This is a genomic window from Candidatus Poribacteria bacterium (assembly GCA_009839745.1).
Lineage (GTDB): Bacteria > Poribacteria > WGA-4E > WGA-4E > WGA-3G > WGA-3G.
This window is the reverse complement of record VXPE01000109.1, coordinates 1-12,729: the sequence shown is the minus strand read 5'-3', so window position 1 is coordinate 12,729 and position 12,729 is coordinate 1. Positions and strand designations below refer to the sequence as shown.

The following is a 12,729-nucleotide window of genomic DNA, read 5'->3' as shown; positions in this document are numbered from 1 at the left end:
TTTTAACATTCCTTGCGGTTCGGTCAGGTGGATTTAGGAAGTGAAGTGTTTTTCCGTATATCCAGCCTGCCCGTTGGTTAGGCTTACGCGCTGTGGATAATGCGCGTAGCATATCTTCTTTAGTTGACCTTTCGTTTTTACGATTACGTAACAAACACCCTAAGCGTTTGTTGCAATTCCGTCAATATATTCGCACCAGTCACTCCCGGCATGCGGATCTTAAGTTGTGCCGGCGGCTGCAACTGGAGATTCTTATTTTGGTGAACTATTTCAACGAATTTCTTCACATTAATTCGTGGTTTCCTCTCATCAAAGGTAACCTTCACTTGTTCTTTTCCAGCAACAATGGCTGTAATACCGAGATGTTGGCTGAGTTGTTTGATGTCGGCGACCTCCAGCAACATCTCAGCAGGTTCAGGTATCGCACCGTATCGGTCCTTCAACTCCTCACGGAGTTCATTAAGTGCCTCTCGATCTTTCAATCCAGCAATTTTCTTATAGATAGAGACCTTTTGACGGCTATCCGGGACGTAGTCATCCGGCAAATAAGCTTCAACGGGTAGATTGATACGCGTTTCCACGGTTTCCTCAACCTTTTCACCCTTGAGTGCCATCACCGCTTCCTCAAGGAGTCTACAATACAGTTCATAACCCACGGTGACGATATGTCCATGCTGTTCCGCACCGAGGATATTTCCGGTCCCGCGAATCTCTAAATCTCGAAGGGCAATTTTGAAACCTGAGCCGAGATCCGTAAATTCTTCGATAACGCGCAGCCGCTTTTGTGCCCCCTCTGTGATTGCTCTGTCTTGTGGATAGAAGAGATACCCGTAAGCTTGCGTGGTCGCGCGCCCAACGCGCCCGCGTAACTGATAGAGTTGTGCCAAACCGAGGGCATCTGCCCGGTTAATGAGGATCGTGTTAACGTTGGGAATATCCAATCCCGACTCAATAATCATTGTGCAAACAAGAACATCATGTTTATGCCGCACAAACTCCAGCATAATGGTTTCTAATTCACGTTCAGGCATCTGTCCATGTGCGACGGCAATGCGTGCATCCGGGACCAGTTCTTGAATAATTAAAGCGATACTCTGGATGTCCTGAACGCGATTATGGACAAAAAACACTTGTCCTCCGCGCCCTAATTCTGTCGTGATGGCTTCTCGAATTACGGCACTGTCATAAGGCATGACATACGTTTGGATCGGCAATCGATCGGCTGGTGGTGTGTTAATGACACTAAAGTCTCGGATACCGACCAGCGACATGTGGAGTGTGCGTGGGATCGGCGTAGCTGTCAATGTAAGGACATCAACGGTTTCTTTGAATTGTTTTATTTTTTCTTTATGCTTAACACCGAAACGATGTTCTTCGTCAACTATTAAGAGTCCGAGGTTGTCGAAGGCGACCGTCTTTGAAAGCAGGCTGTGTGTCCCGATAACAACATCAATTGTGCCCTTCGCCAACCCTTCTTTAATCTGTTTTATCTCCTTCGGTGTGCGGAACCGGTTTAACATTTCGATGTTGACGGGGAAGGGTTGAAAACGTCTTTCAAAAGTGTCGTAGTGTTGGAGGGCGAGAATGGTCGTAGGGACAAGAACTGCCACCTGTTTCTCGGACATGACGGCTTTGAAAGTGGCACGCAGTGCTATCTCGGTTTTTCCATATCCGACATCTCCACAGACGAGTCTATCCATCGGACGTTCATCTTCCATATCTGCCTTGACGTCCTCAATGGCTTGGAGCTGATCGTCAGTCTCCTGATACGGAAAAAGTGCTTCAAATTCAGTTTGCCAAGGCACTTCAGCGGGAAAACTGAAACCTTTACGCGCTTGACGAAAGGCATACAACTTGAGGAGTTCCCCGGCCATCTGTTCGATTGACGCTTTCACACGTCCCTTTCGGCGACCCCACGCAGCCCCACCAAGACGATCCACACGCGGTTTATAGGAATTGTCTTTGCTACCGACATATTTCTGAACGAGATCGACTTGATAGGTCGGTACATAAAGGATGTCATCCGAGCTGTATCTGAGCATCAGAAAATCTTGGGACTTTCCGTCAATCGCCAATCGACGTATCCCATCATAGACAGCGATACCGTGTGAGACGTGGACGACATAATCCCCAACCTTTAGATCGATGAGGCTGAGAATCGGCGTTCCGTCTGTAGAAGGGCGCGGTCGGATGGGACGGCGGTGCTGACGACTGCCAAAGAGTTCATCCTCGGAAATAACCACGAGATTCAGGGATTCATTGAGGAACCCCTCACTAATTGTCCCTACACTGGTTTGAATAGCTGGCGGAAATAATTCGCGTTCTGCTAAAATTTCAGATACACGCTTTGACTGTTGCGGTGTTTCACAGAAAACATGGATGTGGATCCCTTGCTCCGTCCAAATTTTCATCTGATTAATAATCGTTTGATAGTTGCCAGCGGGGAGTGCCAACGGTTGCATCTCGAAATGCAAGGGCGGCATCTGAGGGTCCATAACCTCACGGGGTGGTGCTAAGGACGATGAAATAACCGAATGCTTTTCAAATTCAGCGGTGAGTGTTTCAAAGGAGGCAAGAAGTTGATCCGGCGGAACCATGAGATTGGATGCCTCCAGTTTCTTTTGATACAACTCCTGCATCTGTTCGTGCATCTGTGAGGCTTCGCGCTTCTGCCACTGGGGTTCAATGCGGCAGACAATTGTATCGTTCGGCAAATAATCGGGAAGTAACTCGGTTTCTGGAACGAGCATCGGCAACAAGCCCTCTATGCCATCCATGTAGGCAGGAACTCCGATTCCCGACTCTCCCTGAAGTTGATATTGAGAAGATGCCGCTTCTGTTAGAGAGTGTGTTATCTCCCGAACCGTGTTTATCAATTGGGGTGTTGCGTGTGCTTGGATGAGCGCTTCCGCTTGGGTTTGCCAATGGTCGACGGATACATCGGCTGAAAGCACTTCCCGTAACGGTGTAAGCGTGACCGATTTGACCGGTTTCGTTGAACGTTGCGATATCGGATCGAAAGCACGGAGCGTATCGACTTCATCGCCAAAGAACTCGACCCGTATAGGGGTATCGGTAGTAAGTGGATAGACATCTAAGATGTCGCCTCTACGCGCAAATTCACCCTTGACTTCTACCAGTTCAACGTTTTGATAGCCCCCGCGGATCAGCATCGCCGCGACGTCGTCTGGATCTATTTCATCTCCGAGATTGAGGACGCAACATGCCTCGGCAAATCGGTGGCGCGGCGGGAGTCTGTAAAGCATCGCTTGACTTGACGTTACAATGATACTGCGTTTTTGATAAAGTAAGTGTTCCAGACATCGGATTCTATCTGCGACGGTTTCTTTGGGGGGCGCGATACCATCAAAAATTTTTCGGTGCCAGCCTGGAAACAGATGTATCTTGGACCGCGCCTCGAGCATCGTTGTCGTTTCTGAAGCAGGATATGCAGTATATGCCCAGATTTCTTCTAAAACTTGCTCGGCTTCACGTTGTGAAGGAAGGATAATCAGAAAGGATTTTTTCGGAAAATCGTCGATGAGGGTTGCCAAAAGATACGCCGTTGAGGCGTTTGCCAATCCTCTGAGCCATGGGAGTTTCTGGTTTCCAGCTTTGAGGTGTGCCACCAGCGTTCGATAATTTTCCGTTTTGCGTAGAAGCTCTATCACTGTTTTTAATTATACCTATCGGTTCGGTGAGGTGCGTTAAGATATGCTCGTTAACCTCATCGTTAAAAAATCTTCAGTCCGAGGACTTCGTAAATTCGACATCGGCTAAAGTGATTTTCACTGTCAACTGTCCTATTTTGCTCTCTGCTTTGACAGGTAACCGACGCGCATCGTCCGTAAGCCAGAAGCGGTCGCCTGCTGAGGTTTGCAAGACGAGCGTTTTGACCCTGCCCAATGCCTTGCTTTTTACCATCTCCCTACGTTCAACAGTGAGCGTAACCTTCTGGACTTTCCCCTTGGTGATAATCGGGAAGAAATACGTTTTACCGAGTTCAAATTCTTTGGAACGCAGAAAGTAGAGCGTTGACAGTTCATCCTGTGTACCAACGGGTATTTCTATGACCTTTATCTCGCGCCTTTCAGGCGATTTCGATTTCGGGCGTGAGAGTTTTACATATTCCGCGGTTTCCTCTCGAAAATCGATTGTGACGGTGGCGCGGTATTTTTGATCTTGCAAGCGATTCCGAAAATAGACCGGTGAGAGGGTCATCGGATTTAAATACGTTTCCTCGTGCCTCTGGAAACTATAGACTCTGAAAAGTGAACGGGTTTTCATTTCAGAGTGGATGTAATAAACGTCCTCTCCCTTCATTGATGTTTTTTGCATAATCCAGTCTGTCCGTCGGGCGGCAGGGATTTTTTTCCAACTAATATCATACGTTAATTTTTCTCCGACCCTCAGCGGATTCGGAGCGATGTCGGGGCTTTCAACGAGTGAACGGGAGGCACTATTTACAGCGAGCGTCCCTACGAGCAAAATGATGAAGATTAAATGTTTAGCATACGTTTTAATTTTACCTTGCGGTTCGGTTCGGTAAGTTTTTGATTTCATGTTCCGTTCCGTATATTTAAGGGGAAATGCCCAAGCAGTACGCAAAAGCACCCCTCCATTACATAAATACCCAAGCAAAACACTAAGTTTTTGGTGTTAGAACCTATGTGTGAAGATTAGAGAACTGCTCCCATTATATCTTTGTTGCACTTGGACAGAAAATCTTCGATTATTATAGGCTTCGGCTGTCTTCGGGGCATCAAAAATATTCCATACGTGGATGCCAATGCCTGTTGCGAGAAGGATACCACTGAGAAAGGCGTGGTTCTTCATACGCGTGCGTCCCTGTTCGTAAGTTAAAAATTCACCCGTTCGGATGTCTTGAAATCCTGTTTCAAATACACCTTGATCGTTGTAATGCAGGGCGCGTGCGATATTATAGCCAGCAAGGGCAAAGGTCCCTAACTCAGCAGTCAGGAAAAACGTGGCTTTTGTATAATTGCCAGCGTAAGCTTGTCCCAGTCCGGGCATAAAAGTTGACAACCGTGATGCTTTTTTCGGATCAAGTGCTGGATAGTAGCGTTCTGCGTGTTCCCGAAACAGTGGATACTCCGATTCAGATTCGGGTGTCCTCAAATAGTTTCGGAAAAGGGGTTGCGTTTTACGGTTTTTAGCGTCGGAATTTTCGTCAACGGACGCGGTTTCAGCGTTTACCGATACAGAACCGGAGATGAAAAGTAGCAAAAACACAAGAAGGATGTGTAATGGTGCTACCTTTGCCGCTCCAACTGTTTTTAACATGAAATGCACTCCTTATTGAATCACTTTAAGAGATGGTGCCAATTGGATGTTTTCGGGTTCAGTTTGGTATGCCCAATCAAAGATGACAGCATCGTCGGAAAGCTTTCGAACTTGAATCTTAGCGAAGTTTCCATCAGGTGTATTGATAGCATAGACATGCCCCTCAATGAGTTCAACGAATAGCGTTGTGTACCCAAATTCCGGAACAACATCAACGCCATCGAAGTATTCATGATACCCCAAATCTTGCATGAACGTATCGTTGTCGGAATAGAGATAACGGACGTTCACTTCAGTATCAAGGCCGAAATAAACATCGGTCGCGGGGGTGTCCCAAGGAATACTTCCCTTCTCCGGTCGTGAAAAATCGAATCCACTTCTGCCGGGGAAAAGGGTGTAATCGTCAAGGACGACGTTCTGCCCTTCTGGTCGCGGTGTATCCCAAGCATCTTCGGGACTCAACTTGCTCTCGTTCCCATCAACGTCATAAGCGGAAACTGCGTAGTAGTAAGTCTCTCCATTGCTCACTGTTGTATCTGTATAACGCGTGGTATTTTCCGATACTTCTACTAAGGCATTAAAATCTGTGTCGTTGCGTCCACGCCACACTGTGTAGCCTGCCAAGTCATATTCGCCATTCGGATACCATTCGATGGTAACCTGCTCATCGCCTGTAATGGTTCTGACACCGCGAGGCGTAGCGGGGGGTTCATCATCTGTATTGCTGGTATCAACGTAACATCCACCGATATTACCAAGTAACATAACGAAGAATAGCGTTATGAGGATTCCGTTAATTTTGACTAACATGTTCTATTTCCTCCAGAGTTTGAATTGCGTTGAACTCTGTAACGGCTATTCTCCAAAATACGTTGACAGGCTCTTATAAAATATTATCACAAAAGACGTGGGAATGCAAGTCAAAAATTGACATTCCGTCCCAATTGTGATACAATACGAGGAGTGCCTCTTAAAGCCCTTAAGTCCTTTATCAGTTGTCCTTCATCAGTTGTCAGTTAAGAGGTTTTTGTTAAACCGAAGCGCGCAGCCCGTAAGCGTAGCGGAGGGCGGGTATACGGAAAGGAACGTTATTGATCCAACCCACTTGATCGAACCGCAAGGAATAATTAGAAATCCGCAAGGAAAAATTAAAAAATGAAAACACTTTTGATTCTGCGACACGCCAAATCCAGTTGGAATTATCCAGAATTCTCTGACTATGATCGACCTCTCAATAAGCGGGGTAAACGGGACGCACCACGCATGGGAAAATTTCTGCGTGAACAAAAATTAACGCCCGACAGGATTCTCACTTCATCCGCAAAGCGCGCAAGGAGAACCGCGAGTAAAGTCGCAAAAGCATGCGGTTATGGGGGTAAGGTCAAAAAATTAGACATATTTTATGATGCCGTCGTTGGGGTTTACTTCGAGACCTTACAGGAATTGCCGAAAAAATACGAGCGCGTCATGGTCGTGGGACATAATCCGACAATGGAACAACTCGTGAATTACTTGACGGGAGAGTTCAGACGTATGCCAACTGCAGCACTTGCTCATATTGAACTCCCGATTCAACACTGGGAAGAATTGGACTTGAATACAGGAGGAACCTTAGTCAATTTATGGACTCCCAAAACGCTTTTCACCGATTGAGCCAATGGCTCTCAATGGTGCTGCTTCTCCTATTTGCAGGCTTCTGCACGCTCTGCAGACCTTCCATGGCTGAAATTCCGGTTTCGACAGCTAAAGATGGGCAATTCCTCCCATGGGTCGTGGACGATGGTGAGGGGGGTGTTATTGTTATGTGGGAAGATTACCGGACAGGAAAGGATTGGGATGTCTACGCGCAGCGTGTTGATAGCGGTGGCACACCGCGTTGGGAAGAAAATGGGACCGCTATCTGTAGGGCGGATCGGAATCAACGTCGCTTACGAATGATTCGGCACAAACAGCACGCCATCGTTGTTTGGAACGACAGGCGCGACAGAAGTAATTGGGATATCTATGCGCAAGCCGTGAGTCTTGGGGGTGATGTGCTTTGGCAAACAGACGGTATCCCTATTTGCATAAACAGTGCGGATCAATCCACACAAGCGATTTTGGGGGATGGTGAAGGCGGGGCTATCTGTGTTTGGGAAGATGAACGTCGAAGTTCCGAATTCCAAGATTTGTACATCCAACGGATCACTGCGAAGGGCGAAACGCTGTGGGAACCTAACGGAATCCCCGTTTTTCCATCGGAATCCCTCCAGAGCGATCCGATTCTGCTCGCGGACGGGACGGGTGGTTTCTATATTGTTTGGTGGGATGTCATCGGGTATGATGCTTGGCATATCATGGCATATCGACTGAGTTTAGACGCGGAACCGTTATGGGACGCGCCGCGCCTCATCTCGCCAGCAGAAGGGATGCAGGGCGAACCGCGGGTGATTGCTGATGGGACAGGTGGATTCATCGTTTTATGGCAGATTTACGAGAATTTCATCAACGATCAGCTTTACGCCCAACGGATTGCACCCGATGGTAGCAAATTGTGGACGGACACAGGGGTTCCTATTTGCACTGCCCCGGGGATCCAGAAACATGCCTCGGTTGTGAACGACGGAGAAGGCGGTTTCATCGTCGTTTGGAGGGATGAACGCGATGTCTATTCCGATTTATATATGCAGCGCATCCGTGCTGATGGCACCCTCGTTTGGGAGAAGGATGGGATCCCGTTTTGCACAGCCGGTGGACATCAAGACAAGCCATTCATCGTGCGAGCTGCGGAAAACCGTTTTTCTGTAGTGTGGTTGGACTATCGAGAGGACTTCGGAGAGGAGAGCAGTGACGCTATCTACCGCCAGCAAATTGATTTAGAAGGCAAACCCTTGTGGGACAGAAATGGGATCGCTGTTTCTACAAGTAAAGGGAAACATTATCCCCCATTTGTGGTGACCGTTGGAGAGGGACGCTGGTGTGTCGTCTGGAGCAACACCCAGAAAGACAATGGCGATATCTATCTTGAACGGTTTTAGGCGGATTCTCTGCTCATCTCAATGAGATGCGCGCCTTCTAATCCGACACGGACATCTTCATCATAACTCGTCACGACGACCTGATGTTCTTCAGCGAGCTGACGAATGAAATCCACCATCAACGCTTTCCGTTCTTCATCTAAATGAAGTGTCGGATCATCGAAGACAAAAAAGCCGGGATTGCCTAATACCTTGGCAAGGGCAACCTTGAAACAGAGATAGAGGAACATCTTCTCGCTACCGCTGAGCAACATCAAACTCCGATCGACACCATCTATCGTAAGTGAGGGGAGTAAATGTTGGCGTTGGAGGTCAACGCGAGTCTGTCCCTCGTTCCCGCGAGAAATGGAAAAGATCTGCATCTTTTCAAGCCAGTGATGTAACTCCTCTTCAGCGGGTTTGAGGATCTGACGTTGGAGGGTTTCAATGGTTTTGTCAACGCCTGCACAGGCGAGTTCTAAACTCAGGAGCGTCTTTTCAATTTTAGAGGCATCTCTGTTAACTCGCTGGAGGGCACCCAGCCTATCTAAACGGACAGCCTCTTGCTGCTTGAGGCGGTCCAAACGTTTCCGTTCCTGATCAATTTGGGCTTTCAACTTCGGTTTGTCTAATCCTGCGGCGGATTCAGAGGACAACGCGTCCCGTTCCTGGATTCCCCTTTCTGCTAACCGAGAAGACAACGTGCTGAGTTCACTCTGAATTTCCTTAAGTTCGCCGGCGTGTTGTTCAAACCGTGATAAACGTCCCCGCAAGGTTTGAAGTCGTTGTTCAAGCGCGCGGCGATTTTCTAAATTCTCGGTTTCCGTCTCCAATGATTGTTTGTGGGTCTCCAATTCGGTGCACCGTTGCGATTTTTCGGTTTCCTTTTCATCAACAATCTGTTGCAGAACTTCACGCTCAACCTGCTGGTAACAGGTCGGGCAGTGCTGTTCATCGCTTTCAATCAGGGTTCGGAGGGTGTTACAGACATTCGTCAATGCCGCAATCTGCGATTCAAGACTTCCAATCTGTTGTATAAGTGCCTCCCGTTTTTTTTCTAATCCCGCGGCCCCCTGAATACTATCTTCAATTTTCGTTATCATTTCTCGCAACGGATCAATACCTTTGAATCCGAGTAACGCCTCGCGTTGCTCGTGTGTAAGCACATCCAGACGTTTTTGTAAGCGCTCCTGTTGCTGTAGCCATTCTGCGATGAGCGCGGTATCCCCCGTTTCGGCACTGTAGGCGGTTTCTAAGCCTTTCAACTTTTCTTCAATGCGTTCGATTTCGGCTTGATCCACATTTTGGGCATTAAACCGCAAACTATTTTGATGTGCGCGAATTCTGCCTTGCTCACGTTTCGCGATGCGACGTGTGTCAATGAACCGTTCCCGGACTTCAATGAGCCTGTCGATACCGAGAAGTGTATGGAGAATATCGCGTCGACTCGTGGATTGTCGGGCGAGGAACTCAAAAATCTCGCCTTCGCGGAGGAAGGTGGTGAGGGCAAGCTGCTCGTGCATGATGCCAAATCGTTCTTGTAACAATGTTTCCGTCACCCGCACACGATTCTCATCAAAGACGATCTGCCACGTCCCGTTTTTTTCTGAACGGAGTTGGATGCGTTTCCCGGTCGCTCGGTAGAGTTGATAACGTTCACCCGCTGCGATGAATTGCAAACCTGCTGTGCCGCTATAGGCTTTCGCATTTTTTATCGCCGAGGTATCCACGCGTGGGACGATCGGTTTTCCAGTTAATGTAAAAAAGATAGCATTGACAAGCGTGCTTTTCCCACTGAAGTTGGGACCGAAAATAAGATTGATGCCGTCGTGCAGCTCAAAATCGCGCTGTTCAAAACAGCCGAAAGTCTTAAGACGGATCCGCTCTAACTGCATATCAGTCGTCTCTCTTTTGGTGGATAAGATCGTAGAGCATTTGGGCGCGCACTTTTTCACGTCCATTGGTCAACGTCAGTTCAAATGCGCGCACAATCGCTTCAAGTTCAGCAGGACCGAGGCCTCTATACTTCTCTTCCCGCTGAATCAATGCCTCAATTTCTTTTCTGTAGATATGTTGCGTTTCGTTTTCAAGTGAGATGTCCATTTTTAATTTTTAATTTTACCTTGCGGTTCGGTCAGGTGGGTTTGACCTTTCATCTGCCTCTCCGTAGCCCTGCAGAAACACCCAAGCAAAAACCCTGCGCCGATGTTGCAGGCTATAGGCTTGGTATAACGAACCTCTCTTTACTGATAACTGACAGCTGATAACTGAGAACTATTCTTACTGACAACTGAGAACTGATAACTGAGAACTATTCTTATCAGATTTTTGTTTTGATCTGCATGAGGCGTTCAGCGGCTTCGGCGAGAAGGTCGTCTGCCATACTAAACATAAACCGAAACTTCGTCTTTCCGAGGTGTGGACGACTGTAGAAGCTCGAGCCCGGCACACCGCCGACTCCAATTTCTTTCACTAACCAATGAGCAAAGGCTGTATCGTCAGGAAACCCAAAATCCGTGATGTCGGTCATGATGTAATACGCCCCCTCCGGCTCGTGACAACGGAATCCGGCTTTCGTGAGGTTCTCAACAAGATATTTACGGTTCTTGTCGTATCTTGCGACCATAGTTGCATGGTAACTCGGTGGCAAATTCAGGGCAACGACACCAGCACGCTGGAGTGGGTGCGGTGCCCCGACGGTCAGGAAGTCGTGCATCTTACGGATGGCATCGGTCAATATCTCCGGGGCAGCGACGTAACCTAATCGCCACCCTGTCATAGAATACGCCTTACTCAATCCTGAGACGGTAATCGTCCGGTCCTGCATTTGCGGCAGTGAACCGATACTGAGATGGGGCTTCTCATCATAGATCATGTGCTCGTATATTTCATCGGTGATAGCGAGGCAGTCGTATTCACAACAAAGGTCTGCGATCTCTTGAAGTTCGTCTTGGGTGAAAACCTTGCCGAGGGGATTATTCGGGGTATTTATGACGATCGCTTTTGTGTTGGCAGAGAAGGCATCTCGGAGTTCGGTTGGATCGTAGGTAAAACGGATAGTCCCGTCGGGTACGGAGGTCTCTTGTAATGCCACATAGACGGGTTTTGCCCCAGAAATGATGGTATCCGGTCCGTAGTTCTCATAAAAGGGTTGAAAAATGATAATCTCATCGCTGGGGTTGATGATTGCGAGAAGTGAGGAGAGCATGCCTTCCGTTGAGCCGCAGGTGACGGTCACGTTTCTGTCTGGATCAGTGGGAATGCCGTTAAACGTCGTCATTTTATGAGCGATTGCCTCACGGAACGCGGGTGCCCCCCACGTGATGCTGTATTGATTATAGCCTTCTTGAATTGCTTCAATTGCGGCGGCTTTGACTTCAGGAGGGGGTTGATACGCGGGCGTGCCTTGGGAGAGGTTGATTGCGTCATAGCGTAGGCAGAGTTGCGTCATGCCGCGGATGACGGATTCGGTGAAACGTGTGGATTTGTCTGAAAGTTGAGATTGAACGGAAATTTTGGATACCTCAAAAAGAGAGGCGACACAGATTGCCGCCTCGTTTCCGTTAGCGAAGTCTCTTGATTTTGCCCCAAGACGTGGCGAGTTTATCTTTCGGATTTACAGCCAAAAATTCTTCAGCCCCCATATCCATACTCTGTTCCATTTCGTCATCAGAGAGGGCGCGATTCCAGAGCCGAACCTCGTCAACCATACCGGGCCACGCTTCACCAGCCCAAGTGCCGATCTGAATTTGGCTTGTAGCACCTGCGGGTGCGACAGGGTTGTTAGAATCCTGATCGTGCGTAACTTTGCCGTTGACGTAAATCTTGACTTTGCCTTTGTTGTCGCTCGTATGGGTATAGGACAGATAATACCATTTCCCGGTATCAAGCCCGGTTTTGTTATCGTTGATGTCCAAGAACCCACCACCGGCGCCATTTGTCCAGACTTTGATGCCGTTTCCAGGGTTCATCCCGTAGCCGAATCCGATGTGTCTTCCACCACCCCCCATGCGTGTGCCAAAAACGATAGCGTGTGCACTCGGCAGTCGGTCGAGATTAATCCATGCGGCTTGTGTAATTTCATCTTCGATGTGGAAAGCCCCGTCGTCCTCAATAGCGACGAAATCGCTGGACGCGCTGAATTGAAGAGCCTTTCCGAATTTACCATCAACCCATTTAGGACCGCCGTTGAGTTCACCTTCAAAGCCGTTTTCTGAGAAGTCATCGACCTTATTACCCTTACCTTCATCGAGTGGCATATACAGAACGAGACCTTCCAGCAAATCGGCAGCGGCATACGTGCTGCAAACCAATGCAATGACTAAGACAATAAACAGTTGTTTCACGTGTTCCCTCCATAGTGGATAATTATATAATGAAGTTTCAGAATTTAATTCGGTAATAATCCGACATAACGTAGCAGTGCCTC

10 protein-coding genes are annotated in these 12,729 nt (G+C 48.1%); 2 read left to right on the top strand and 8 right to left on the bottom strand.

Features of this window, described 5'->3' with window-relative positions; all coding sequences use genetic code 11:
* Nucleotides 1-143: 143 nt before the first annotated feature.
* The 4 genes from mfd to F4X88_16590 all read right to left on the bottom strand — a co-directional run bounded on the left by mfd (nucleotide 144) and on the right by F4X88_16590 (nucleotide 6,114).
* The gene (gene mfd, locus F4X88_16605) at nucleotides 144-3,629 is read right to left on the bottom strand and encodes a transcription-repair coupling factor (GenBank protein ID MYA57904.1); all 3,486 of its coding nucleotides are present in this window, start codon (nucleotides 3,627-3,629) and stop codon (nucleotides 144-146) included.
* A 115-nt stretch (nucleotides 3,630-3,744) separates the two neighbouring features.
* Complete coding sequence (locus tag F4X88_16600) at nucleotides 3,745-4,563, bottom strand: DUF3108 domain-containing protein (GenBank protein MYA57903.1); 819 nt, start codon at nucleotides 4,561-4,563, stop codon at nucleotides 3,745-3,747.
* 96 nt (nucleotides 4,564-4,659) lie between these two features.
* Nucleotides 4,660-5,304 (bottom strand): hypothetical protein, encoded by a 645-nt coding sequence (locus F4X88_16595; protein MYA57902.1) that lies wholly within the window; start codon nucleotides 5,302-5,304, stop codon nucleotides 4,660-4,662.
* A gap of 12 nt (nucleotides 5,305-5,316) precedes the next feature.
* The gene (locus F4X88_16590) at nucleotides 5,317-6,114 is read right to left on the bottom strand and encodes a hypothetical protein (protein MYA57901.1); all 798 of its coding nucleotides are present in this window, start codon (nucleotides 6,112-6,114) and stop codon (nucleotides 5,317-5,319) included.
* Between the two features lie 345 nt (nucleotides 6,115-6,459).
* Here F4X88_16590 and F4X88_16585 point away from each other — a divergent pair, with 345 nt between their 5' ends.
* Nucleotides 6,460-6,957 (top strand): histidine phosphatase family protein, encoded by a 498-nt coding sequence (locus tag F4X88_16585; protein ID MYA57900.1) that lies wholly within the window; start codon nucleotides 6,460-6,462, stop codon nucleotides 6,955-6,957.
* Complete coding sequence (locus F4X88_16580; GenBank protein MYA57899.1) at nucleotides 6,927-8,321, top strand: hypothetical protein; 1,395 nt, start codon at nucleotides 6,927-6,929, stop codon at nucleotides 8,319-8,321. The genes F4X88_16585 and F4X88_16580 overlap by 31 nt, the downstream gene beginning before the upstream one ends.
* Here the strand turns inward: F4X88_16580 and F4X88_16575 are convergent.
* The 4 genes from F4X88_16575 to F4X88_16560 all read right to left on the bottom strand — a co-directional run bounded on the left by F4X88_16575 (nucleotide 8,318) and on the right by F4X88_16560 (nucleotide 12,646).
* Nucleotides 8,318-10,261 carry an AAA family ATPase gene (locus tag F4X88_16575; protein ID MYA57898.1) on the bottom strand — a complete coding sequence of 648 codons (1,944 nt, stop codon included), beginning with the start codon at nucleotides 10,259-10,261 and terminating at the stop codon, nucleotides 8,318-8,320. The two genes, F4X88_16580 and F4X88_16575, sit on opposite strands and share 4 nt — an antisense overlap.
* Nucleotides 10,197-10,403: a hypothetical protein gene (locus F4X88_16570; GenBank protein ID MYA57897.1), complete on the bottom strand. Its 207-nt coding sequence runs from the start codon at nucleotides 10,401-10,403 to the stop codon at nucleotides 10,197-10,199. The genes F4X88_16575 and F4X88_16570 overlap by 65 nt, the downstream gene beginning before the upstream one ends.
* 217 nt (nucleotides 10,404-10,620) lie before the next feature.
* On the bottom strand, nucleotides 10,621-11,751 hold the full coding sequence (locus tag F4X88_16565) for an aminotransferase class I/II-fold pyridoxal phosphate-dependent enzyme (GenBank protein MYA57896.1): 1,131 nt from the start codon (nucleotides 11,749-11,751) through the stop codon (nucleotides 10,621-10,623).
* A gap of 112 nt (nucleotides 11,752-11,863) precedes the next feature.
* Nucleotides 11,864-12,646, bottom strand: coding sequence for a LamG domain-containing protein (locus F4X88_16560; protein MYA57895.1), 783 nt, complete (start codon nucleotides 12,644-12,646; stop codon nucleotides 11,864-11,866).
* Nucleotides 12,647-12,729 lie beyond the last annotated feature (83 nt).